The organism is Streptomyces sp. NPDC030862, from assembly GCF_055571835.1.
The window spans coordinates 20,146-43,684 of sequence record NZ_JBVIEN010000018.1 but is presented as its reverse complement, the minus strand read 5'-3'; the positions used below and the strand labels follow the sequence as shown (position 1 = coordinate 43,684).

Below are 23,539 nucleotides of genomic sequence, written 5' to 3'. Positions count from 1 at the left end.
CTTTCACGGGGGGGGGGGGGTTGCAAACTGAGGGGAGGGAGACGCGGAAAAAGGGCTTATAGAGGGGGGGGGGGGGGGGAAACCCCCCCCCCCCCCCCCCCCCGCCGTCGTCATGTGTCGCTACTTCTTCCGGCCGCGCTTCTCGCGCACCCGCACCGAGATGTGGATCGGCGTGCCCTCGAAGCCGAACTCCTCGCGCAGGCGCCGCTCGACGAAGCGCCGGTAGCCGTGCTCCAGGAAGCCGGAGGCGAAGAGCACGAACCGGGGCGGCTTGGTGCCCGCCTGCGTACCGAAGAGGATGCGGGGCTGCTTGCCGCCGCGGATCGGGTGCGGGTGGGCCGCGACGAGCTCGCCGAGGAAGGCGTTGAGCCTGCCGGTCGGCACGCGGGTCTCCCAGCCCGCGAGCGCCGTCTCGATCGCCGGGACCAGCCGGTCCATGTGGCGGCCGGTGCGGGCGGAGACGTTGACCCGCGGGGCCCAGGAGACCTGCTGCATCTCGGTCTCGATCTCGCGCTCGAGGTAGTAGCGGCGCTCCTCGTCGAGGTCGTCCCACTTGTTGTACGCGATGACGAGCGCGCGGCCCGCCTCCACGGCCATGGTGATGATGCGCTGGTCCTGGACGGAGATGGACTCGGTGGTGTCGATCAGGACGACGGCCACCTCGGCCTTCTCCACGGCGGCGGCGGTACGCAGCGAGGCGTAGTAGTCCGCGCCCTCCTGGAGGTGGACCTTCTTGCGGATACCGGCGGTGTCGACGAACTTCCAGGTCGTGCCGCCGAGCTCGATCAGCTCGTCGACCGGGTCGCGGGTGGTGCCGGCCATCTCGTTGACGACGACCCGCTCCTCCCCCGCGAGCTTGTTCAGCAGGGACGACTTGCCGACGTTCGGACGGCCGATGAGCGCGATGCGGCGCGGGCCGCCCACAGCGGCGCCGAAGGTCTGCTCCGGGGCCTCCGGCAGCGCCTTGAGCACCTCGTCCAGCAGGTCGCCGGTGCCGCGGCCGTGCAGCGCGGAGACCGGGAACGGCTCACCGAGGCCCAGGGACCACAGCATGGCGGCGTCGGCCTCGGCGGAGGGGCCGTCGACCTTGTTGGCGGCGAGGACGACGGGCTTCCCGGCCCGGCGCAGCAGCTTGACGACGGCCTCGTCGGTGTCGGTGGCGCCCACGGTGGCGTCCACGACGAACACGACGGCGTCGGCGGCCTCGATGGCGTACTCGGCCTGGGCGGCGACGGAGGCGTCGATGCCGAGGACGTCCTGCTCCCAGCCGCCGGTGTCGACGACCTTGAAGCGGCGGCCGGCCCACTCGGCCTCGTACGTGACGCGGTCGCGGGTGACGCCGGGCTTGTCCTCGACGACGGCCTCGCGGCGGCCGATGATGCGGTTGACGAGGGTCGACTTGCCGACATTCGGCCGGCCGACGACGGCGAGGACCGGGAGCGGGCCGTGCCCGGCCTCCTCGATCGCGCCTTCGACGTCCTCGATGTCGAAGCCCTCTTCGGCGGCGAGCTCCATGAACTCCGCGTACTCGGTGTCGCCGAGTGCCCCGTGGTCGTGCTGGTCGTTCATGAAGTCCGTTCCTCGTTCATCATCATCGGCGGATCGAGTGATCCGCTACTCAAGTCTCGCTCAGCGCCCGGTGAGGCGCTTGGCGTTTTCCAGGTGCGCGGTGAGCCGCTCCTGGATGCGTACGGTGGCGTCGTCCAGCGCCTTGCGGGTGCGGCGGCCGCCGGGCTCCCCCGCCTCGAAGGCGTCGCCGAAGACGACGTCGACGCGGCTGCGCAGCGGCGGCAGCGCCTTTATCAACCGCCCGCGGCGCTCGGTGCTTCCCAGCACGGCGACCGGGACGATCGGCGCGCCGCTGCGCACGGCGAAGTACGCCAGCCCGGCGCGCAGCGAGGCGAAGTCGCCCTCGCCCCGCGTGCCCTCCGGGAAGATGCCCAGCACGCCGCCGCCCGCCAGCACCTCCAGAGCGCCGGTGATGGCGGTGCGGTCGGGCGCCGAGCGGTCCACCTTCAGCTGCCCGATGCCCTCCAGGAACGGGCCCAGAGGCCCTATGAAGGCCTCCTTCTTGATCAGGAAGTGGACGGGCCGGGGCGCGGTGCCCATGAGCATGGGGCCGTCGAGGTTGTGCGCGTGGTTGACGGCGAGGATCACGGGTCCGGAGGCCGGGACGCGCCAGCCGCCGAGGACGCGGGGCTTCCACAGCCCGTACATCAGGCCGATGCCGATGCCCCGGCCGACCGCGGCGCCCTTCTCGGACGGGGTCACTTGGCGGCTCGCTTCTCCTCGACGAGGGTGACGACGCACTCGATGACCTGCTGGAGGGTGAGGTCGGTGGTGTCGACCTCGACCGCGTCGTCCGCCTTGGCGAGCGGCGACGTCTTGCGGCTGGAGTCGGCCGCGTCCCGCTTGATGAGCGCCTCGCGGGTGGCGTGGACGTCCGCGCCCTTGAGCTCGCCGGAGCGACGGGCGGCGCGGGCCTCGGGGGACGCGGTCAGGAAGATCTTGAGGTCGGCGTCCGGGAGGACGGTCGTGCCGATGTCGCGGCCCTCGACGACGATGCCCTCCACGGCGCTCGCCGCGATGCTGCGCTGGAGCTCGGTGATCCGGGTGCGCACCTCGGGGACCGCGCTGACGGCGCTGACCTTGGAGGTGACCTCCTGAGTGCGGATGGGCCCGGAGGCGTCCACGCCGTCGACCGTGATGGTGGGGTGGGACGGGTCGGTCCCGGAGAGGATGGTGGGCTTGCCGGCGGCCGAGGCGATGGCCTCGGGGTCGTCGGTGTCCACGCCGTTGCTGATCATCCACCAGGTGATCGCGCGGTACTGCGCGCCGGTGTCCAGGTAGCTGAGCCCCAGCTTGGCGGCGACCGCCTTGGAGGTGCTCGACTTGCCCGTGCCGGAGGGCCCGTCGATGGCGACGATCACGGTTTCCACGGTGTCGGACACCTTCCTGGTACGCGGGAGAGGGGCCGGCCGGTTGCCAAGGGGCCCGGCACAAGGTTACCGACTGCGGGCCGAACCCCTTGCACCCGTTCGGAGGACCCTCCGTGTCGGGCGCCCGCCCGGGCACGGGAGCGACCCCGGCACGGGGCCCCCGGGCACGGGCGCCCGTCCGGCATGGGCGCCCGCCGGCACGGGAGCCGCCCCCGCACGGGAACCACCCGGACACCGGGCGCCGGGCTCCGTCCGCCGGGTCGTCGCTACGGCCGCAGCCCCCAGCCCCGCTCCCGCAGGGCCGCCGCGAGGACCGGGGCCGCGCTCGGTTCGACCATGAGCTGGATGAGGCCGGCCTGCTGGCCCGTGGCGTGCTCGATGCGGACGTCCTCGATGTTGACGCCCGCCCGGCCCGCGTCGGCGAAGATCCGGGCCAGCTCGCCCGGCTGGTCGCTGAGCAGGACCGCCACCGTCTCGTACGCCACCGGCCCGCCGCCGTGCTTGCCCGGTACGCGGGCGCGGCCGGCGTTGCCGCGGCGCAGGACGTCCTCGACGCCGCTGGCGCCGTCGCGCCGCTTGTCGTCGTCGGCGGACTGGAGCGAGCGCAGGGCCTGGACCGTCTCCTCCAGGTCGGCGGCGACGCCCGCGAGGACGTCGGCGACCGGGCCCGGGTTCGCCGAGAGGATCTCCACCCACATGCGCGGGTCGGACGCCGCGATGCGCGTCACGTCCCGGATGCCCTGCCCGCAGAGCCGTACCGCCGTCTCGTCGGCGTCCGCCAGCCGCGCGGCGACCATCGAGGAGACCAGCTGCGGGGTGTGGGAGACGAGCGCGACGGCCCGGTCGTGGGCGTCCGCGTCCATGACGACCGGCACGGCCCGGCACAGCGCGACGAGCTCCAGGGCCAGGTTCAGCACCTCGGTGTCGGTGTCGCGGGTGGGCGTCAGCACCCAGGGGCGGCCCTCGAAGAGGTCGGCGGTCGCGGCCATCGGCCCCGACTGCTCCTTGCCGGACATCGGGTGCGTACCGATGTACGCCGTCAGGTCGAGGCCCATCTCCTCCAGCTCCCGCTTGGGACCGCCCTTGACGCTGCCCACGTCCAGGTACGCGCGGGCCACGCCGCGGCGCATCGCGTCGGCGAGCGTGGCGGCGATGTGCGCGGGCGGTACGGCGACGACCGCGAGGTCGACCGGGCCCCCGGGCGCCTCGTCGGTGCCGGCTCCGCGCGCCGCGGCGGTGCGCGCGCGGGCCGGGTCGTGGTCCACGAGGTGGACGGTGACGCCGCGCCCGGTCAGCGCGAGGGCGGCCGAGGTGCCGATCAGGCCGGTTCCGATGACGAGTGCGGTTCTCACTGGGCGATGTCCTTGCGCAGGGCGGCCGCGGCACCGAGGTACACGTGCGCGACGGCGGATTTGGGCAGATCGGTCTCGACGTGCGCGAGCAGCCGTACGACGCGCGGCATGGCGCCGTCGACGTCCAGCTCCTGCGCGCAGATGAGGGGTACGTCCACGATGCCGAGGTCGCGCACCGCGGCGGCGGGGAAGTCGCTGTGCAGGTCCGGCGTGGCCGTGAACCAGATGCTGATCAGGTCGTCCGTGGTGAGGCTGTTGCGCTCCAGTACGGCGGTGAGCAGCTCGCCGACCTGGTCCCGCATGTGCCCGGCGTCGTCCCGCTCCAGCTGGACGGCCCCTCGGACCGCTCGTACCGCCACGTCCCGCTCCTTCGTCGGCTTGGGTGCTGCTGTGATCAGCCTAGTCAGGCACGGTGGGTTAGAACTGTCCGCATGCTCTTTCACGTCGTCCCCCTCGCCCAGTGGTCCGCCGATCCGGAGGGTCCGTACGCGCCCGGCTCACTCTCCGCCGAAGGCTTCGTGCACTGCTCGCCCGACGAGGCGGCGGCGCTCGCCATCGCCGACGCCCACTACCGGGACGCGCCCGGTCCGCTGCTGGTGCTGCGGATCGACGAGGAGCTGCTGTCGTCGGAGGTCCGCTGGGAGGGCGGGTTCCCGCATGTGTACGGGCCGGTCGACCGCGCCGCCGTGACCGGGGTCCTGGAGGTACGCCGGGAGGCGGACGGCACGGCGACGGGGCTGCTCCCCCGGGCGTAACCGGCGGCCCGGGCGACCGCGCGGCTCCTTCGCGCGGTGCGGCCGGGGCGTCAGGATGCGGCGCATGAACGCAGCGAACGCAGCCTCCACCTCCCGCCGTACCGTCCTGGCGGCCTCGGCCGCCGCGACCGCCGCCGCCCTGGTCACCGCCTGCGGCGGCGGGGGCGACGGCCCGGCGGACGGGGACCCCACGGACGGCGGGTCACCGGCCGGTGAGGAGCTCGCGAAGACCGCGGACATCCCCGTCGGCGGCGGCCGGGTCTTCGCCGACCGGCAGGTCGTGGTGACCCAGCCCAGCGAGGGCGAGTTCAAGGCCTTCTCGGCGATCTGCACGCACCAGCGCTGCACGGTGGGCTCGGTCGCGAACGGCGTCATCCGCTGCCCCTGCCACGGCAGCACCTTCCGCGTGGAGGACGCGTCGGTCGTGACGGGCCCGGCCACCAGGCCGCTTCCGGCCAGGGAGATCTCGGTGTCGGAGGGCGCCGTCCGCCTGGGATGATCCCGGTCATGACACCGCCGACCCCGCCGACCCCGATGACCCCGCCGGTCCCCGAAGACCTGGTGCGCGACCACACCGTCTACTCCTGCGTCATGGGGTCGCGCGCCTTCGGGCTGGCCACGGACGGCAGTGACACCGACCGTCGCGGTGTGTTCCTCGCACCCACGGCGCTCCAGTGGCGCTTCGCCAAGCCGCCGACGCACATAGAGGGCCCGGCGGAGGAGCAGTTCAGCTGGGAGCTGGAGCGCTTCTGCGAGCTCGCGCTGCGCGCCAACCCGAACATCCTGGAGTGCCTGCACTCCCCGCTCGTCGAGTACGTCGACGACACCGGCCGCGAGCTGCTCTCGCTGCGCCGCGCGTTCCTCTCCCGCCAGGCCCACCAGACGTTCGTCCGGTACGCGGTGGGCCAGCGCAAGAAGCTCGACGCGGACGTCCGCCGGCACGGGGCCCCGCGCTGGAAGCACGCCATGCACCTGCTGCGGCTCCTGATGAGCTGCCGCGACCTGCTGCGCACGGGCGAGCTGGTCATCGACGTCGGCGACGCCCGCGGGCGCCTGCTGGCGGTCAAGCGCGGCGAGGTGCCGTGGCCGGAGGCCGAGGCGTGGATGGCCCGCCTGGCGGCGGAGGCGGACGAGGCGGCCGTACGCTCCCCGCTCCCGGCGGAGCCGGACCACCGGGCGGTGGAGGACTTCCTCTACCGCACCCGCCGGGCCTCAGCCCTCCAGGCCCTCCGGGGGCTGGAGACGCTCCAGGCGCACCCGTACGACGAAGTCGTGGAGGGCGTCGTAGGCGGCGGAGGCGGGCGCGTCCGGTAGCGCCGACCCCGCCTGCGCCTCGTCCAGCACGGCGTGCAGTCCCTCCACGTCCGCGCGCACCCGCTCGGTGTCCACGCCGGTGGCGGGTCCGTGCTCGGCGTCGGACTTGGCGGCGATCAGCTCGGCCACGTACTCCGGCGCCGGTACCGACCCGAGCAGCGTCGGCAGGTGGGCCACCACTTCGCCCGTGCGCATCAGGTGGATGCCGGTCAGCAGCACCCGGAAGGTGTACAGCAGCGGCTTGAGCTCCCCGCTCTTCTCGAACAGCCGCCACTGGGTGGCCGCGAACCCACGGTAGTGGTGCGCGTGGTGGGTGGTGAGCACACCCGGCGCGAGCGCGGCCAGCTCGGCGTGCGCGTCCGAGGTGTGGGCCACCAACGGGGACAGCAGCTGCTCCAGTACGTAGCCGTTGCGCCGCAGCATGAGCCGGACGAACTTGCGCAGGTCGTGCGTGACCAGGTGCATCTCCACGCCGTCCCGCTCCCACATCCGGGACCGGGTCTCCTCGGGCTCGCGCAGCCCGATCACCGCGTCGACCGGCAGCAGGTGCACCCCGCGCAGGTCCACGTCCGAGTCGCGGGACGGGAAGCCGTACAGGTGGGCGCCGGAGACGGTCGCGAAGAGCAGCGGATCGGGCTGCTCGGCGACGATGGAGGCCAGGTCGGGCAGGTCAACGAGGTGGGTCATGCGCTCAAGCGTCCCAGAGCGCACCCAGCGTCGACAGCTCGCTCCCGTACTCGACCCGGTCCGCCCAGTCCCTCGGCCACGCCCCGGCCCCCAGGTGCGCCCCGGCGAAGGCGCCCGCGAGGCACGCGAGGGAGTCGGAGTCGCCCTTGGTGCAGGCGGCCCGGCGCAGGGCCGTGAGCGGCTCCTCCGGGAACAGCAGGAAGCACAGCAGACCGGTGGCGAGGGCCTCCTCGGCGATCCAGCCGTCGCCCGTCAGGAGGCACGGGTCGGCCTCCGGGTCGGCGGTGCGCAAGGCGGACTGCAGGGTGGTGAGGGCGGCGACGCACTCGTCCCAGCCGCGCTCGATGAACGCCTGCGGCGTGGCGTCGTGCGCGTACGTCCACAGGTCGCCGAGCCACTTGGCGTGGTAGCGGGAACGGTTCTCGTGCGCGTACGCGAGCAGCTGCCCGACCAGGCCGGCCGGGTCCGCGCCGCGCGACAGCAGGTACACCGCCCGCGCGGTGAGGTCCGAGGCGGCGAGCGCGGTCGGGTGCCCGTGCGTGAGGGCGGCCTGGAGCTGCGCGGCGCCGGCGCGCTGTTCCGCGTCCAACCGGGGTACGAGCCCGAGGGGCGCCACCCGCATGTTGGCGCCGCAGCCCTTGGAGCCGATCTGGCTGGCCTCTTGCCAGGGCAGGCCGCTGTCGAGCCTGCCGCAGGCCACCAGGCACGTACGGCCGGGGGCGCGGTTGTTCTCCGGGGAGTGGTACCAGCTGACGAACTCGTCCCGCACCGGCTGGAGCAGCCGCTGCGGGGTGAACGGTCCCCGGTCCATCGCGGTGCGGATGCCCCGTGCCAGCGCCAGCGTCATCTGGGTGTCGTCCGTGACGAGGGCGGGCCGGGGCAGCTCCATCTCCCGCCAGGGGCCGCACTTCGCGAGGATCGACGGCACGTCGTTGAACTCGGTCGGGAAGCCCAGCGCGTCACCGAGCGCCAGCCCGATGAGCGAGCCGGTGGCCGCCCGCTTGATGGTGGTGGTCCTGGCGGTGGTCGTTCCAGCCGTCATGCCTGCCGTCCTTCCGGTCGCAGCAGTGGCGGGTGCAGGGCCGTGGCCCCGCCCGCCCGGTACAGGGCGGCCGGTTTCCCCCGTCCGCCGGTCAGGCGCGGCGGCCCCTCCACGGCCTCGACGAAGCCGGGCGTGGCGAGGACCTTGCGCCGGAAGTTGGGGCGGTCGAGCTCGACGCCCCACACCGTCTCGTACACCTGGCGCAGCTCGCCGAGCGTGAACGCGGGCGGGCAGAAGGCGGTGGCGAGGCAGGTGTATTCGAGCTTGGCGCCCACGCGCTCGCGCGCGTCGGCGAGGATCGTGTCGTGGTCGAAGGCGAGGGGCCCGTACGAGCCGTACGGCAGCCACTGCGCGTGCGCCGCGTCGCCGCCGCCCCGGGGCTCCGGCAGGTCCGGTACGAGGGCGGTGTACGCGACGGAGACGACCCGCATCCTCGGGTCGCGGTCCGGGTCGCTGTAGGTGCGCAGCTGCTCCAGGTGGAGGCGGGCGGCGGTGGCGCCGGAGATTCCGGTCTCCTCGGCCAGCTCGCGCCGCGCGGCCTGTTCGGCGGACTCGCGGGGCAGGACGAAGCCGCCGGGCAGGGCCCAGCAGTCCTTGTACGGCTCTTGCCCCCGCCGTACGAGCAGGACCTGCAGCCGCTCCTCGCGGACGGTGAGGACGGCGAGGTCGACGGTGACGGCGAAGGGTTCGAAGGCGTGCGGGTCGTAGCCCTCGGGACGCTCCGCCTTCGGTGCGTTCGGCGTGCTCATACCCGCACCACCCCCGCCACGCGGGTGCCGGAGCCCGGGCCACCCCCGTGGGTCCAGGTTCGCCGCCCGTGCGCGGCAGGGGTGATGGGGAGTCGCAACGCCGCCTCCTTAAGAGTCACTATGACTATAAAGGCGGGAAGGTGCGTCCCACAAGCGCGAAAGCCCGCGCTCCTCGGGGAGACGCGGGCTTTCGTACGGGAACGTGCGGTTACAGGCCGACTTCCTTCATCAGCATGCCGACCTCGGTGTTCGTCAGGCGCCGCAGCCAGCCCGACTTCTGGTCGCCCAGCTGGATCGGGCCGAACGCGGTCCGGACGAGCTTGTCGACCGGGAAGCCCGCCTCGGAGAGCATGCGGCGCACGATGTGCTTGCGGCCCTCGTGGAGGGTGACCTCGACGAGGTAGTTCTTGCCGGTCTGCTCGACGACCCGGAAGTGGTCGGCGCGGGCGTACCCGTCCTCCAGCTGGATGCCCTCCTTGAGGCGCTTGCCGACCTCGCGCGGGAGCGGGCCGGTGATCGCGGCCAGGTAGGTCTTCTGCACGCCGTACTTCGGGTGCGTGAGGCGGTGGGCCAGCTCGCCGTGGTTGGTGAGCAGGATGATGCCCTCGGTCTCGGTGTCGAGCCGCCCGACGTGGAAGAGGCGCGTCTCGCGGTTGGTGACGTAGTCGCCGAGGCACTGGCGCCCGTCCGGGTCCTCCATGGTCGAGACCACACCCGCGGGCTTGTTGAGGGCGAAGAAGAGGTACGACTGGGTCGCCACGGTCAGGCCGTCGACCTTGATCTCGTCCTTCTCGGGGTCGACGCGCGTGCCCTGCTCGATCACGATCTTGCCGTTGACCTCGACACGGCCGGCGTCGATCAGCTCCTCGCAGGCGCGGCGCGAGCCCATGCCCGCCCGGGCCAGCACCTTCTGCAGGCGCTCGCCCTCCTGGTCCCCGAAGGTCTTCGGGGTCTTGATCTCGGGCCGGTTCGCGTACCGCTCGCGGTTGCGCTCCTCGATCCGGGCGTCCAGCTCGCGCGGGCGCGCCGGCGTCGTACGGCCGCCGCCGCGCTGCGGGGACTGCCTGGGGCCGCCCTTGGCGCCCCCGCGGGCCGCCGCGCCGCGTCCGCGCTTGGGGGCCTCGGAGGGGCCGCCGCCTACGTCGTAGCTGCGCTCCTCGGGGCGGGGCTTGCGCGGGTTGCTCCCGCGCGGAGTGCGGTCGTCGCGGCTGTTACCGGCACCCCGGTAATTGCCGCGGCCGCCGCTGCTGCCGCGGCCGCCGCTGTTGCCACCACGGCTCCCGCCGTTGTTTCCGCTGCTGTTCCTGCCGCTGCTGCTTCGCATCAAAGTTCCGTCTTGTCGTCGTCTGGATCGAACGACGGGAGCCCTTCCTGACTCTCCGCCTCGATCGCGTCCGCCTCGGGGAGGAAGGGCGCGAGCTCCGGGAGTTCGTCCAGGCCGCGCAGGCCCATCCGCTCCAGGAAGTAGTTCGTCGTCCTGTACAGGATCGCACCTGTTTCGGGTTCCGCGCCCGCCTCCTCCACCAGACCGCGCTGGAGGAGGGTGCGCATGACCCCGTCACAGTTCACGCCGCGCACCGCCGAGACCCTCGACCGGCTGACCGGCTGGCGGTACGCGACGACCGCGAGGGTCTCCAGGGCGGCCTGGGTGAGCCGGGCCTGCTGCCCGTCGAGGACGAAGCGCTCGACGGCCTCGGCGTACTCGGGGCGCGTGTAGAAGCGCCAGCCGCCCGCCACCAGCCGCAGCTCGAAGCCGCGCCGCTGCACGTCGTACTCGTCGGCCAGCTCGCGCAGCGCGTCGGCGACCTCGCGGCGGGGGCGATCCAGCACCTTGGCGAGGTGCTCCTCGGTCGCCGGCTCGTCGACGACCATGAGGACGGCCTCCAGGGCCGGCTTCAGCTCCATCACGTCTCCTCCCGGCCGCTCTCGCGGTCGAACTCGTCGGTCACGGCGACGGCGGCACCGCCGTCCGCACCCGTCCACCGCACGGTGAGCTCCCCGAGGGCGTCGTCCTGCTCCAGGGCGACGGCCTTCTCCCGGTACAGCTCCAGCAGCGCGAGGAAGCGGGCGACGACGGTGAGGGTGTCGGGCGCGTCCTCGGCGAGCTCCCGGAAGGTCGCCTCGCCGCGCTCCCGCAGCCGCGCGACCACCACTTCGGCCTGCTCCCGCACGCTGACCAGCGGGGCGTGGATGTGCTCCACGTACACCTGGGGCTTGGCCTTGGGCTGCATGGCCTTGACGGCCAGCTTGGCGAACCCCTCGGCGCCGATGCTGATCACCACGTCCGGCAGCAGCTCCGCGTGGTGCGGCTCCAGTCCGACGGTACGCGGGTAGCGCCGGCCCTCGCTCTCCAGCCGCTCGCTGAAGATGTCCGCGACCTGCTTGTACGCGCGGTACTGGAGCAGCCGCGCGAAGAGCAGGTCCCGCGCCTCCAGGAGCGCGAGGTCCGCCTCGTCCTCCACCTCGGCGGCGGGCAGCAGGCGGGCCGCCTTGAGGTCGAGCAGGGTCGCGGCCACCACCAGGAACTCGGTGGTCTGGTCCAGGTCCCAGTCGGGGCCCATGGCGCGGATGTGGGCCATGAACTCGTCGGTGACCTTGGAGAGGGCGACCTCGGTGACGTCGAGCTTGTGCTTGGAGATCAGCTGCAGGAGCAGGTCGAAGGGCCCCTCGAAGTTCGCCAGCCGCACGGTGAACCGCCCGTCGCCCTCACCGGACCTCTCGGGCTCCGGCGGTACCGGCGGCTCCGGCTCCTCGGGCGGTACCGGCGGCTCCGGCTCCTCGGGCGGTACCGACGGCTCCGGCTCCTCGGGCTGCTGCGCGGGCGAGGCCCCCGGGCCGCGGCCCAGGGGGCGGCGTGTGCGGCGGGGCGGGTCGTCGGTCGGGGGCATCGTGGTCCAGGAGCGTGGCGAGCGGGGCCCGGCCGGGGCAACCGGCGGGCTAGGGGCGGCTCGCGCAGGCTACCGCCGGGGCCGCCGTCAGCGCCCGCGCAGCCGCCGTACGAGGATGCTCGCGTCGCCGCGCGACTCCAGGTCCGCCAGGACCACGGCGACCGCCTCGCGGACGATGCGGCCGCGGTCGACGGCCAGGCCGTGCTCACCGCGCAGGACCAGGCGCGCGTGCTCCAGGTCCATGAGCTCCTCGGCGGAGACGTACACCGTGATCTTCTCGTCGTGGCGTTCGCGCCCGCTGGGCCGCCGGCTCGCGGACCGGCCGCGGCGCCGGGGCGCCGGAGCGCCCGCAGCCGCGGCGGCGGCCGGCTTCGCGGGAGCGGTGGCGGGCTCGGTCTCGCGGGTGCGCGGCTCCGCCGCCGCCTCGGCCTCGGCGGCCGCGTGCTCCTCGGCGGGCGCCGGAGGGGCGGAGGCCGCCGCCGTGGGGTCGCTCTCGCCCGCCGGCGCCGGCACCCGCGGCTCGCCGTTCGCCGCGCTCGCCTGGCGCCTGGGGGTCGACGCCTGCAGCGCCATGCCCCCGGTCGTACGGAACAGCTCGTCGGCACCGGGCAGACTCACTCGGCGTGACACCGGGCGAGCACCTCCCTGGCGAGCTGGCGGTAGGCGGCCGCGCCGACCGAGTTCGAGGCGTACGTGGTGATCGGCTCACCGGCGACCGTGGTCTCCGGGAAGCGCACGGTCCGGCCGATCACCGTGTGGTAGACGTGGTCGTCGAAGGCCTCGACGACCCGGGCCAGCACCTCGCGGCTGTGCACGGTGCGGGAGTCGTACATCGTGGCGAGGATGCCGTCGAGCTCCAGGTCGGGGTTGAGCCGCTCCTGGACCTTCTCGATGGTCTCGGTCAGCAGGGCCACCCCGCGCAGCGCGAAGAACTCGCACTCCAGCGGCACTATCACCTTGTGAGCGGCCGTCAGCGCGTTGACGGTCAGCAGACCGAGCGAGGGCTGACAGTCGATCACGATGTAGTCGTAGTCCGGCAGCAGGGGCTTCAGGGCCCGCTGGAGCGTGGACTCGCGCGCGACCTCGCTCACCAACTGCACTTCCGCCGCAGACAAATCGATATTGCTGGGCAGCAGGTCCATGTTGGGCACGGCGGTCTTCAGCAGCACCTCGTCCGCCGACATGCCCCGCTCCATGAGCAGGTTGTAGACGGTGAGGTCGAGCTCCATGGGGTTCACGCCGAGGCCGACCGACAGGGCACCCTGCGGGTCGAAGTCGACGAGCAGGACCCGCCGTCCGTACTCCGCGAGCGCGGCGCCCAGGTTGATGGTCGACGTCGTCTTGCCGACGCCGCCCTTCTGGTTGCACATCGCGATGATCTTCGCGGGGCCGTGGTCGGTCAGCGGGCCCGGGATCGGGAAGTACGGCAGGGGACGCCCGGTGGGGCCGATCCGCTCGCGGCGCTGACGGGCAGCGTCCGGGGCGAGGGTGGCCGCGTACTCCGGATCGGGCTCGTACTCGGCGTCGGGGTCGTAGAAGTGCCCCTCGGGCACCTCGTCGTAGGCGGCGAAGTGGGTGGACTCTCGGCCACTCTCGTTGCCGGCCATGGCGTTCACGTGTTGGCCGTCCATCATCTTCATCGTGTGGGCTGTCGTCAGGTGCTGTGGGCCGGTCTGACTGGTCGCGAAGGGGCGGACAGCGACGGAACCGGCATCGCCGACCGATCCTGGCTGACCACCTCCTGGAGTAAATGTCGACTCATTCACAAGTCGTCTTACCTCCTTGGAAGTGGCCAGGGGACTTATCGATAGGTCAGCGTGGCACCATGCCGACGGTTGGCGACTCTATGGCGTGTCACCGCTCCGCAGCAACACAATCGCCCGGACGCGAGCCGATGTGTCGGCAAAGAAACACTCCTCTGTCAAGGGTGCACGGCCACGCATCGACACGTTTCCCGGGTGTGCGAAACGGTTAAAGGGTTACGTTCGAGACGACTTGAACGACGGTCAGGAAGCGTCCGGACACACGTCCGGCCGGACCTTGCGCACAAGGTCCGGCCGGATGTGTGAGGTTGACGGCAACCGTTGACGGTCGGTCCCCGTCAGCCCCGGGCTCGTCAGCCGATGAAGGTGGCGGGGTCCACGTACTCCAGGTCGTGGGCCTCGGCGACCTCCTTGTAGACGACCTTGCCGTCGTGGGTGTTGAGACCCTTGGCGAGCGAGGCGTCGCGGCGCAGCGCCTCGACCCAGCCGTTGTTGGCGAGCGAGACGATGTACGGCAGCGTGGCGTTGGTCAGCGCGTACGTCGACGTGTTCGGGACGGCGCCCGGCATGTTGGCGACGCAGTAGAAGACCGAGTCGTGGACCTGGAAGGTCGGCTCGGCGTGCGTGGTCGGACGGGAGTCCTCGAAGCAGCCGCCCTGGTCGATCGCGATGTCGACAAGGACACTTCCGGGCTTCATCTTGGCGACGAGCTCGTTGGTGACCAGCTTCGGGGCCTTGGCGCCCGGGATGAGGACGGCGCCGATGACGAGGTCGGCCTCGATGACGGCCTTCTCCAGCTCGTAGGCGTTGGAGACGACCGTCTGCACCTGGGTGCCGAAGATCTTGTCGGCCTCGCGCAGCTTGTTGATGTCACGGTCGAGCAGGGTCACGTGGAAGCCCATGCCGACGGCGATCTGGGTGGCGTTCCAGCCCGAGACGCCGCCACCGATGACCACGGCCTTGCCGGCGTGCGTACCGGGGACACCGCCGGGCAGGACGCCGCGGCCGCCGGCCGAGCGCATCAGGTGGTAGGCGCCGACCTGCGGGGCCAGGCGGCCCGCGACCTCGGACATCGGGGCGAGCAGCGGAAGGGCGCGGTTCGCGGTCTCGACCGTCTCGTAGGCGATCGCGGTGGTGCCGGAGGCGAGCAGCGCGTCCGTGCACTCGCGGGAGGCGGCGAGGTGGAGGTAGGTGAAGAGCGTCTGGTCCTTGCGGAGGCGGTGGTACTCCTCCGCGATGGGCTCCTTGACCTTGAGCAGCAGGTCGGCGGTGGCCCAGACCTCGTCGGCGGTGGGCAGGATCTGCGCGCCGGCGGCCACGTACTCGCCGTCCGTGATCGAGGAGCCGACGCCGGCGTTCTGCTCGATGAAGACCTGGTGGCCGTTGCGGACGAGCTCGTGCACGCCGGCGGGGGTGATGGCCACCCGGAACTCGTTGTTCTTGACCTCGCGGGGGATGCCGACCTTCACGTCGATCACGGTCCTTGGCTCGGGGGGGTACTGGGGGCAATGCAATACATACCCGGATGCAGTGGACGCATCGGGATAGACCGCGGTCAATCGCGGCTCACCCAGTCTATTGAAGGACTTCCCGTTGTCTAGCCTTGCAAAGACCTAATCTTTGGCTGAAGCACTGCGGATTTCGTAGGCGGAGCTTTCACTTCCCAGCATGCGCTCGGCGGTCGCGCGGTGCAGCCGGGCCGCCGCCGGATCGCCGAGCCGGTCGAGCGTGTCGGCGAGCCGCAGCTGGAGCGCGGCGAGAAGCCGCATGTCGTCGGCGCGCCGGGCCCACTCGATCGCCTCCTCGCAGGTGCGCAGCGACTCGTGCGGCCGACCCGCGTACTCCTGGACCCGGGCGATTTCGCTCAACGCCCGTGCGTGGCCCGGGAGATCGCCGAGGCGGCGATATCCGGCCGCGGCCGCCCGCCAGCTGCGCAGCGCCTCGCCGTACCGCCCGGCATAGGTGTGTACGGCGCCGAGCCTGCCGTACAGCCGGGCCTGGTCGGCGCGCTCGTCACGGGCGAGGCGCTGGGAGAGGGCCCGCCCGTACCAGTCGGCGGCCCGCTGCCAGTCCCCCAGCTCCTGGTATGCGCCACCTACGGATTCCATCGCGCGACCGGTCGCGTACGGGTCATTTGCGTCGCGTCCGGCGTCCAGAGCTGCGCGATACCGCATCAAAGCGTCCTGGGTCCGCCCGGTGGCGGCGTCCAGATCGGCGAGGTTCAGCAGGGCCGCGGCCCGCTCGCGATGCAGGCCGCGCCGCTCGGCGACGTCGAGCACCAGCTGGTGCAGCCCGTACAGCTCGGGCGCCGCCGTCTCGGGGCCCCGGTGCGCGGTGAGCGCCCGGACGAGCGCGGCGATCAGCCGGCGGGCCAGGGTGTCGAGCTCCCCGTCGGCGACCGCGAGCCGGGCGGAGGCCAGCAGCGCGGGCTGCCGGGTGCGCAGCCACTGGCTGGCGGTGCCCACGCTGGGGAAGCGCAGGGCGCGCGGCAGCCCGGCGAGCCGGCGCCGCGCGGCCGAGCCCTCGGGCTCGGTGACCGCCCGGCACGACTGGAGCAGCCGGACGGTCCGCTCCAGCATCCGCGCCCGCGCCAGCTGCACCTCGGCGGGCCGGTCCTCGCTCTCCAGCAGCTCCCTCAGCAGCGGCACGAGGCAGCCGGGGACCTCGTACTGGCCGCCCCGCTCCCCGTCCCGTACGAGCCCGAAGGCGACGAAGCCCTCCAGCGTGGAGCGGGCGGCCGACACCGAGCAGCCGGCCAGCGCGGAGGCGGTCTGGGCGTCGGCGAGGCCCAGCGGCGCGAGGGCGAGGAGCCGCAGCAACCGGGCGGCGGGCGGCGGCAGGGCCTCGTAGGCGAGGCGGAAGGCGCGGGCGAGCGGGCGGGCGGCGGCGGGCCGGCCGGGGTCGTCGGGCAGGGACCGCAGCCGTTTGGCGAGGTCGGCGACGGACGACATGGGGCGGGCGGCGAGCCAGCCGCCGGCCAGTACGAGCGCGGCGGGCTGCCCGCCGCACAGCTCGGTGAGCGTCTCGGCGGCCTGCGGGTCGACGGTGATGCGTACGGAGCCGGTGAACCGGTTGAGGAGCTCGATGGACGACTTGGCGTCCAGCCCGCCCAGCGTGCAGGGCCGTACGCCGGGCAGCCCGGTGAGCGGTCCCTGGGCGACGGCCACCACCAGGCACGCGGAGGTGTCGGGCAGCAGCGGGGCGACCTGCCCGGCGTCGGTCGCGTCGTCGAGCAGGATCACCATGCGCCGCCGGGCGAGGGCGCCGCGCAGCAGCTGGGTCAGCTCGTCCTCGTCGGCCCCGGCGGGCGCGTCGATGCCGAGGTCGGTGAGGAGGTCCCGGGCGGTCCGCTCGGTGGGGATGGGCGCGCCGCCGGGCTCGGTCAGCCGGGCCCGCAGCACCCCGTCCTCGTACGCGCCCTCGGCGAGGAGCCCACGCACGAGCTCACCGGCGAGCGCGGTGCGCCCGCTGCCCGGCCGCCCGGCGATGAGCAGCACCCGGGGGCGGGGTGTGGTGCGCCCGGCGATGGTGTCGAGCCCGGCGTTCTCGATGTCGGCCCGCAGTGCCTTCAACTCGCGCTGGCGGCCGAAGAACCGGCCGTTCTCCGGCTCAGCGCCCTCGTCGAAGTCCACCGCCTGCTCCGCCACGGGTCACGCTCCCGTCCACTGCGCCACGTGCTGTCCCGCCGGGTCTCCGGCGGGTGATCCGAGCGTAGTTCAGCCGGGTGGGCCTCCCCCGCGGAGCGGGGCGGACAGGTCCCTCTTTCGGATCAGCAGATCGTCACACCAGCGGGTCAGGCGTCGAACGGCCTGGCCGGCCAGGGCGCGTCCGCGGGGCGGAGGGCGTCCAGGCCGTCGCCGGCCCGGGCCGCCAGCAGGGAGAGGACGCCCACCACCAGGCAGGTGTTGTGCAGGTCGCCGGCGAGCACGCCGCGGGCCAGCTCGTCGAGCGGTACGCGCGCGAGCTCCATGTCGGCCTCCTCCTCGGCGACCTCGAAGCGCTCGCCCTCCGCCGCCGACAGACCCTGCGCGAGGAAGATCCGTACGGCTTCGTCGCAGCCGCCGGGCGTGGTGTAGACGTCGGTGAGGACGTTCCACCGGTCGGCCTTGACGTGCGCCTCCTCGTACAGCTCGCGCACCGCCGCGTTCAGCGGGTTCTCGCCGGGCACGTCCAGCAGGCCGGCCGGGATCTCCCACAGCTTGTGCCGCACCGGGTGGCGGTACTGGCGCAGGACGAGGACCCGGTCCTCGTCGTCGAGCGCGAGGACGGCCACCGAGCCGGGGTGGACCTGGTAGTCCCGGCGTACGACGGACCCGTCCGGCATGACCACGTCGTCGGTGCGGACACTCGTCTTGTTGCCCCGGAACGGCACCTCGGTCGCGGTGACCTGCCACTCCTCGGGCGTGTCCTTGATGGTCATGAAAGACGTCCTCCCTCGTACACAAGAAAACCGGGGCACGTGCCCTGATCAGGCCCGTACCCCGGTCAACCGTATCGCTAGCGCATCACTTGCCCGTCTTGCGCTCCACAGCGGCCTTCACCAGGCCCGCGAAGAGCGGGTGCGGGCGCGTGGGGCGCGAGCGCAGCTCCGGGTGCGCCTGGGTGGCGACCAGGTAGGGGTGCACCTCGCGGGGGTACTCCACGTACTCGACGAGCTTGTTGTCCGGGGAGGTGCCGGAGAAGACGATGCCCGCCTTCTTCTCCAGCTCCGCGCGGTAGGCGTTGTTCACCTCGTAGCGGTGGCGGTGGCGCTCGTCGACGTACGGCTGGTCGCCGTAGACCTCGCGGACGATGGAGCCCTCGGCGAGCTTCGCCGGGTACAGGCCCAGGCGCATGGTGCCGCCGAGGTCGCCGGCGCCCTCGACGTACGCCAGCTGCTCCTCCATCGTCGAGATGACGGGGTGCGAGGTGGCGGGGTCGAACTCGGTGGAGTTGGCGTCCGCGATGCCGGCGAGGTTGCGCGCGGCCTCGACCACGATGCACTGCAGGCCCAGGCACAGGCCGAGCAGCGGGATCCTGTTCTCGCGGGCGTACTGGATGGCGCCGACCTTGCCGTTGACGCCGCGCTCGCCGAAGCCGCCGGGGATGACGATCGCGTCGACGTCGCCGAGCTGCTTGGCGGCGCCCGCCTGGGTCTTGCAGTCGTCGGAGGTGACCCACTTGACCTTGACGCGGGCCTTGTTCGCGAAGCCGCCGGCGCGCATCGCCTCGGTCACCGAGAGGTACGCGTCGGGCAGGTCGATGTACTTGCCGACGAGCGCGACCGTGACCTCGTGGTCGGGGTTGTGGACGCGGTCCAGCAGGTCGTCCCACGTCGTCCAGTCGACGTCGCGGAAGGGCAGGTCCAGCTTGCGCACGACGTACGCGTCGAGGCCCTCGGTGTGCAGCACCTTCGGGATGTCGTAGATCGACTTGGCGTCGATGGCCGCGACCACGGCCGCCTCGTCGACGTCGCACATCAGCGAGATCTTGCGCTTGATCGCGGTCGGCACGTCGCGGTCGGCGCGCAGCACGATCGCGTCCGGCTGGATGCCGATGTTGCGCAGGGCGGCGACCGAGTGCTGGGTCGGCTTGGTCTTCAGCTCGCCGGAGGGGCCGATGTAGGGCAGCAGCGAGATGTGCACGACGAAGACGTTGTCCCGGCCGACCTCGTGGCGGACCTGGCGGACGGTCTCCAGGAACGGCAGCGACTCGATGTCGCCGACGGTGCCGCCGACCTCCGTGATCACGACGTCGACGTCGTCCGTCGCCATGCGGCGGATGCGGTGCTTGATCTCGTTGGTGATGTGCGGGATGACCTGGACGGTGTCGCCCAGGTACTCGCCGCGGCGCTCCTTGGCGATGACCGTGGAGTAGACCTGGCCGGTGGTGACGTTGGCCGAGCCGTCGAGGTCGACGTCGAGGAAGCGCTCGTAGTGGCCGATGTCCAGGTCGGTCTCGGCGCCGTCGTTGGTGACGAACACCTCACCGTGCTGGAACGGGTTCATGGTGCCGGGGTCGACGTTCAGGTACGGGTCGAGCTTCTGCATCGTGACCCGCAGGCCCCGCGCCTTGAGCAGCGCACCCAGGCTGGAGGCGGTCAGCCCCTTGCCGAGGGAGGACGCGACACCCCCGGTGACGAAGATGTGCTTGGTCGTCGTTGTTTTGGGCGGCATGGCCAAGAGGGGGCTCCCGTGGTCGCGGTTGGAGGTGCGTACCGGCGTCCGGTCCGGAGTGCTCCGAGGAGTTCCGGGGGGTGCCGTCGCTGCGGTTCGGGGGCCGCCGATTCGTTGTGCGGCGCCCACCGGTCCACGGGCTACCAGGGTATCAGCGCCAGGGGGAGACCGCTCCCGGCCACGCGCGGCACCTGGATTGGCACGGCGTGCGACGGGCACGAGAGTGGGCACCCGTCAGCCACCCGTCGGGCACCCGATCGGCTCAAGGAGGACATTGGATGGAGGCGAACGCCCCACCAGGACGATCACACGGAGGAGCTGGCAGCATCGTATTCTGCTCTGACATTCTCCCCTGACACCCCAGACCAGTAAGCGCCCCACGGGGCGAACGTGGCCGTTCGACTGGAGATGCACGTGGCCGGGCGCATCGAAGACTACGCACTCATCGGAGACATGCAGACCGCTGCCCTGGTCTGCCGGGACGGCACGGCCGACTGGCTGTGCCTGCCGCGCTTCGATTCGCACGCCGTCTTCGCGGGCCTCCTCGGCACCGAGGAGCACGGCTTCTGGCGGATCGGACCGGCGCACGCCGACGACGCCGAGCCGCCGACGGCCGACCGGCGCCGGTACGTCGGCGACTCGCTGATCCTCGAATCCGAGTGGGACACACCGGGCCGGGGCACGGTCCGCGTCACCGACTTCATGCCGCCGCGCGACGGCGCGCCGCAGCTGGTGCGGATCGTGGAGGGCGTCAGCGGCCGGGTGCGGATGCGCTCCGCGCTGCGCATGCGGTTCAGCTACGGGCGTGTGGTGCCGTGGGTGCACCAGGTGGACGGCCGGACCGTCGCCGTCGCCGGTCCCGACTCCATCTGGCTCGACACCGAGGTGGAGACCCACGGCGAGGACCTCACCACGTACTCGGACTTCACGATCAAGGAGGGCGACCGGGTCGCCTTCACCATCAGCTGGCAGCCCTCGCACCACGCGCCGCCGCCGCTGGCGGACCCGATGGGCGCGCTGGAGACGACCTCCGCGTTCTGGCGCGAGTGGGTCGAGCACTGCACCTACCGGGGCCCCTACCGCGAGGCCGTGGTCCGCTCGCTGATCACGCTGAAGGCGCTGACGTACGCCCCGACGGGTGGCATCGTCGCCGCGCCGACCACCTCGCTGCCCGAGGACATCGGCGGCGTGCGGAACTGGGACTACCGCTACACCTGGCTGCGGGACGCCGCGATCACCCTCTCCTCGCTGCTGCGCACCGGCTACCGCGAAGAGGCCCGCGCCTGGCGCGAGTGGCTGCTGCGCGCGGTCGCCGGCGACCCGGAGAACCTGCAGATCATGTACGGCATCGCCGGTGAGCGCGAGCTCGGCGAGGCCGAGCTGGACTGGCTGCCGGGGTACGAGAACTCCGCCCCGGTCCGGGTCGGCAACGGCGCGGCGGCGCAGCTCCAGCTGGACGTGTACGGCGAGGTCACCGAGGCGCTGCACCTGGCGCACATGACGGGCCTGGCGCGCAACGACTACGCCTCGCTGCTCCAGCTGAAGCTGATCCGCTACCTGGAGGACCACTGGGACCAGCCCGACGAGGGCATCTGGGAGGTCCGCGGGCCGCGCCGCCACTTCACGCACTCCAAGGTCATGGCGTGGGTCGCGGTGGACCGGACGATCAAGCTGATCGAGTCGGGTGACGCGGACGGGCCGCTGGAGCGGTGGCGCGCGCTGCGCGACGAGATCCACCGGGACGTGTGCGAGAAGGGCTACGACCCGGAGCGCAACACCTTCACGCAGTCGTACGGCTCGAAGGAGCTGGACGCCTCGCTGCTGCTGATCCCGCAGATGGGCTTCCTGCCGCCGGACGACAAGCGCGTCATCGGCACCATCGAGGCGATCCAGCGGGAGCTGTCCACGGAGGACGGCTTCATCCTGCGCTACCCGACCGAGGGCGCGGAGGAGGGCGTGGACGGCCTGCCCGGTGACGAGGGGGCGTTCCTGGCGTGCTCGTTCTGGATGGCCGACGACCTGGCGATGATCGGGCGGGTCGACGAGGCGCGCCGGCTCTTCGAGAAGCTGCTGGCGCTGCGGAACGACCTGGGGCTGCTGGCGGAGGAGTGGGATCCGCGCCTGCAGCGCCAGGTCGGGAACTTCCCGCAGGCCTTCAGCCACGTGCCGCTGATCGACACGGCACTGCGGCTGACGGCCTCGGGCGCGTACGGCGGCTGACGGCCGGTCGGCGGCCGGTCGGCGGCCGGTCGGTCGGCGGCTAACAGGCGGCGATCACCTCGCGGGCGGCGCGCTCACCCTCGGTCGCGCCGCCTTCCATGAATCCCTGGAAGTCGTAGGAGCAATGCTCGCCGCCGATGTGGACGCGGCCGCCGGGGCCCTGGGGGGTGCCCTCGTAGCCCGCGTACCGGTGCAGGTAGCCGACGGGCCACATCGAGTACGCGCCGAGCGTGTACGGGTTGCGGTGCCAGGCGGAGAGCTGGGCGCGGCCCGTCCACGCCTTGGAGGTGCCGGGGAAGAAGGCGTCGATGCCGCGCAGGCGGCGGGCGACGAGGTCGCGGACGTACGGGTCGGACTCGGTGGAGAACGGCCCGGCCGGGGTGAGGGTCCTGGCGAGGGTGCCGCCGGCGTACTGGATGAGGATGCCGCCCGTGCCCGGCTGGATCTTGGTGGTGTCCCAGGTCTGCTGGACGTCGGTGTCGGTGAAGCAGTCGCCCGCGGAGACGCCCGGCCAGGGCCCGGTACCGCGCCAGGGGCGGGTGCCGAACTGCATGTTGAGCTTGGTGCAGTGGCCCATGCGCGCGTCGCGCAGCAGGTCCCGCATGCGCGGGTCGAAGCCCGCCTGGGTGGTGTCGAGCCGCTGCAGGACGGGGAGCGGCACGCACAGGACGGTGTGGTCGGCGGTGACCGTGCGGGTGGTGCCGCCCTCGCTGAAGGTGAGGGTCTGCGTGCCGTCGGAGTTGGCGCGTACGGCCGTCAGCGACCAGCCCATGCGCAGGGTGCCGGAGGGCAGTGAGGCGGCGATGGCGCGCGGGAGTTGGTCGTTGCCGCCCTTGATGTGGTAGCGCTCGTTGGACAGGCCCCAGACGTTGAAGTTGCCCGGGTTCGTCTGGTAGCCCATCAGCAGGACGAGCGCCAGGGACGACTGCTCGGTGGTGTCGGCGCCGTACTCGACGTTGTAGGCGACGTCGATGAAGCGGCCGAGCGGTGAGGAGTGCCCGCCGGGGACGCGGCTCTCGATCCAGTCGTATATCGACATGTTGTCCAGGGCGGTGCCGTGCGGAGTGGTCTGGTTCCACTTCACCTCGCCGGCTTCCTGGAGGTCCCGGTGGAGCTGCTGGTAGACCGCCTTGAAGTCCTCGTCGGCCTGGTGGCGCGGGTAGTAGGTGCCGTTGAACCACAGCACCTCCTCGGCGCCGGTGGGGCCGCCGCCGAGGAAGTCCTCCAGGGGCAGGCCGAAGCGGCGGCAGAGCTCCTGGATCTTCTTGTGGCTGGTGTCGATCAGCTCGCCGCCGATCTCGGAGATCTGGCCGTACGCCCAGTGGTCGCGCTGCGTCCACATGCGGCCGCCGACACGGGTGGGGTTGGCTTCGTAGAGCGTGCAGTTCAGGCCGGCGTCGCGGAGGGTGAGGGCGGCGGTGAGGCCGGCGATGCCGGCGCCGACGACGGCGATGCGGGGCGCGGTCGAGGCGTGCGCCTTCGTCGGCTTGGCGGCCACGGCGGTGCCGACGCCCGCCGCGAGGCCCAGGGCGGCGGCGCGCTGGAGCAGTTGGCGGCGGGTGGAGCCGCGGACTTCGGCGACGGGCATGTCGAGCCGCTCGGCGGCGGCGCGGTGGGTGGCGATGTCGCGCAGGGCGCGCATCAGGGGCGTACGGGACATGGGGGCTCCTCGGAG

Annotated in this window: 22 protein-coding genes; 4 read left to right on the top strand and 18 right to left on the bottom strand. The window is 72.5% G+C overall.

Annotated features, from left to right (window positions below; translation table 11 throughout):
* Nucleotides 1-120 precede the first annotated feature (120 nt).
* The 5 genes from der to aroH all read right to left on the bottom strand — a co-directional run bounded on the left by der (nt 121) and on the right by aroH (nt 4,650).
* Nucleotides 121-1,569 carry a ribosome biogenesis GTPase Der gene (gene der / locus ACZ42X_RS32470; RefSeq protein ID WP_355357025.1) on the bottom strand — a complete coding sequence of 483 codons (1,449 nt, stop codon included), beginning with the start codon at nt 1,567-1,569 and terminating at the stop codon, nt 121-123.
* A 60-nt stretch (nt 1,570-1,629) separates the two neighbouring features.
* Complete coding sequence (locus ACZ42X_RS32465) at nt 1,630-2,310, bottom strand: lysophospholipid acyltransferase family protein (RefSeq protein ID WP_468297750.1); 681 nt, start codon at nt 2,308-2,310, stop codon at nt 1,630-1,632.
* On the bottom strand, nt 2,268-2,930 hold the full coding sequence (gene cmk, locus ACZ42X_RS32460; protein WP_361422460.1) for a (d)CMP kinase: 663 nt from the start codon (nt 2,928-2,930) through the stop codon (nt 2,268-2,270). The genes ACZ42X_RS32465 and cmk overlap by 43 nt, the downstream gene beginning before the upstream one ends.
* A 275-nt stretch (nt 2,931-3,205) precedes the next feature.
* Nucleotides 3,206-4,291, bottom strand: coding sequence for a prephenate dehydrogenase (locus tag ACZ42X_RS32455; protein WP_468297748.1), 1,086 nt, complete (start codon nt 4,289-4,291; stop codon nt 3,206-3,208).
* Entirely contained in the window at nt 4,288-4,650 is a 363-nt protein-coding gene (aroH, locus tag ACZ42X_RS32450; RefSeq protein WP_468297745.1) for a chorismate mutase, read from the bottom strand. The genes ACZ42X_RS32455 and aroH overlap by 4 nt, the downstream gene beginning before the upstream one ends.
* Before the next feature lie 72 nt (nt 4,651-4,722).
* On the opposite strand from aroH, the gene ACZ42X_RS32445 reads away from it, so the two are divergent.
* The 3 genes from ACZ42X_RS32445 to ACZ42X_RS32435 all read left to right on the top strand — a co-directional run bounded on the left by ACZ42X_RS32445 (nt 4,723) and on the right by ACZ42X_RS32435 (nt 6,360).
* Complete coding sequence (locus ACZ42X_RS32445; RefSeq protein WP_468297742.1) at nt 4,723-5,046, top strand: DUF952 domain-containing protein; 324 nt, start codon at nt 4,723-4,725, stop codon at nt 5,044-5,046.
* Nucleotides 5,047-5,110: 64 nt separating this feature from the next.
* Nucleotides 5,111-5,545 carry a Rieske (2Fe-2S) protein gene (locus ACZ42X_RS32440; protein WP_468297739.1) on the top strand — a complete coding sequence of 145 codons (435 nt, stop codon included), beginning with the start codon at nt 5,111-5,113 and terminating at the stop codon, nt 5,543-5,545.
* An 8-nt stretch (nt 5,546-5,553) separates the two neighbouring features.
* Nucleotides 5,554-6,360, top strand: a complete 807-nt coding sequence (locus ACZ42X_RS32435) for a nucleotidyltransferase domain-containing protein (protein ID WP_468297736.1) — start codon at nt 5,554-5,556, stop codon at nt 6,358-6,360.
* On the opposite strand, the gene ACZ42X_RS32430 is transcribed toward ACZ42X_RS32435, so the two are convergent.
* The 12 genes from ACZ42X_RS32430 to ACZ42X_RS32375 all read right to left on the bottom strand — a co-directional run bounded on the left by ACZ42X_RS32430 (nt 6,259) and on the right by ACZ42X_RS32375 (nt 19,644).
* A complete protein-coding gene (locus ACZ42X_RS32430; RefSeq protein WP_468297733.1) occupies nt 6,259-7,047 on the bottom strand; it encodes a nucleotidyltransferase domain-containing protein in 789 nt (262 codons plus the stop codon). The two genes, ACZ42X_RS32435 and ACZ42X_RS32430, sit on opposite strands and share 102 nt — an antisense overlap.
* 4 nt (nt 7,048-7,051) lie before the next feature.
* Nucleotides 7,052-8,089, bottom strand: a complete 1,038-nt coding sequence (locus ACZ42X_RS32425; RefSeq protein ID WP_468297731.1) for an ADP-ribosylglycohydrolase family protein — start codon at nt 8,087-8,089, stop codon at nt 7,052-7,054.
* Nucleotides 8,086-8,838 carry an NUDIX hydrolase gene (locus tag ACZ42X_RS32420; protein WP_468297728.1) on the bottom strand — a complete coding sequence of 251 codons (753 nt, stop codon included), beginning with the start codon at nt 8,836-8,838 and terminating at the stop codon, nt 8,086-8,088. The genes ACZ42X_RS32425 and ACZ42X_RS32420 overlap by 4 nt, the downstream gene beginning before the upstream one ends.
* A 208-nt stretch (nt 8,839-9,046) precedes the next feature.
* Nucleotides 9,047-10,162, bottom strand: a complete 1,116-nt coding sequence (locus tag ACZ42X_RS32415) for a pseudouridine synthase (RefSeq protein ID WP_468297725.1) — start codon at nt 10,160-10,162, stop codon at nt 9,047-9,049.
* A complete protein-coding gene (scpB, locus tag ACZ42X_RS32410; protein WP_468297722.1) occupies nt 10,162-10,743 on the bottom strand; it encodes an SMC-Scp complex subunit ScpB in 582 nt (193 codons plus the stop codon). Before scpB ends, ACZ42X_RS32415 begins: the two co-directional genes overlap by 1 nt.
* Nucleotides 10,743-11,726 carry a segregation and condensation protein A gene (locus ACZ42X_RS32405; protein ID WP_468297719.1) on the bottom strand — a complete coding sequence of 328 codons (984 nt, stop codon included), beginning with the start codon at nt 11,724-11,726 and terminating at the stop codon, nt 10,743-10,745. The genes scpB and ACZ42X_RS32405 overlap by 1 nt, the downstream gene beginning before the upstream one ends.
* 87 nt (nt 11,727-11,813) lie before the next feature.
* Nucleotides 11,814-12,356, bottom strand: coding sequence for a hypothetical protein (locus ACZ42X_RS32400; protein ID WP_468297716.1), 543 nt, complete (start codon nt 12,354-12,356; stop codon nt 11,814-11,816).
* A complete protein-coding gene (locus tag ACZ42X_RS32395) occupies nt 12,341-13,366 on the bottom strand; it encodes a ParA family protein (RefSeq protein ID WP_355357000.1) in 1,026 nt (341 codons plus the stop codon). The genes ACZ42X_RS32400 and ACZ42X_RS32395 overlap by 16 nt, the downstream gene beginning before the upstream one ends.
* Nucleotides 13,367-13,842: 476 nt before the next feature.
* Nucleotides 13,843-14,958, bottom strand: coding sequence for an alanine dehydrogenase (gene ald, locus ACZ42X_RS32390; protein ID WP_468297771.1), 1,116 nt, complete (start codon nt 14,956-14,958; stop codon nt 13,843-13,845).
* Nucleotides 14,959-15,102: 144 nt separating this feature from the next.
* On the bottom strand, nt 15,103-17,136 hold the full coding sequence (locus ACZ42X_RS32385; RefSeq protein ID WP_468297714.1) for a tetratricopeptide repeat protein: 2,034 nt from the start codon (nt 17,134-17,136) through the stop codon (nt 15,103-15,105).
* A 146-nt stretch (nt 17,137-17,282) separates the two neighbouring features.
* A complete protein-coding gene (locus ACZ42X_RS32380) occupies nt 17,283-17,909 on the bottom strand; it encodes an NUDIX domain-containing protein (RefSeq protein ID WP_468297711.1) in 627 nt (208 codons plus the stop codon).
* Nucleotides 17,910-17,994: 85 nt separating this feature from the next.
* Nucleotides 17,995-19,644 carry a CTP synthase gene (locus ACZ42X_RS32375; protein ID WP_468297708.1) on the bottom strand — a complete coding sequence of 550 codons (1,650 nt, stop codon included), beginning with the start codon at nt 19,642-19,644 and terminating at the stop codon, nt 17,995-17,997.
* A gap of 414 nt (nt 19,645-20,058) precedes the next feature.
* Between ACZ42X_RS32375 and ACZ42X_RS32370 the strand changes: the two genes are divergently transcribed.
* Nucleotides 20,059-21,864 (top strand): glycoside hydrolase family 15 protein, encoded by a 1,806-nt coding sequence (locus tag ACZ42X_RS32370; protein WP_468297769.1) that lies wholly within the window; start codon nt 20,059-20,061, stop codon nt 21,862-21,864.
* A 40-nt stretch (nt 21,865-21,904) separates the two neighbouring features.
* Here the strand turns inward: ACZ42X_RS32370 and ACZ42X_RS32365 are convergent, their stop codons facing one another.
* Nucleotides 21,905-23,524: a flavin monoamine oxidase family protein gene (locus ACZ42X_RS32365; RefSeq protein WP_468297705.1), complete on the bottom strand. Its 1,620-nt coding sequence runs from the start codon at nt 23,522-23,524 to the stop codon at nt 21,905-21,907.
* Nucleotides 23,525-23,539 lie beyond the last annotated feature (15 nt).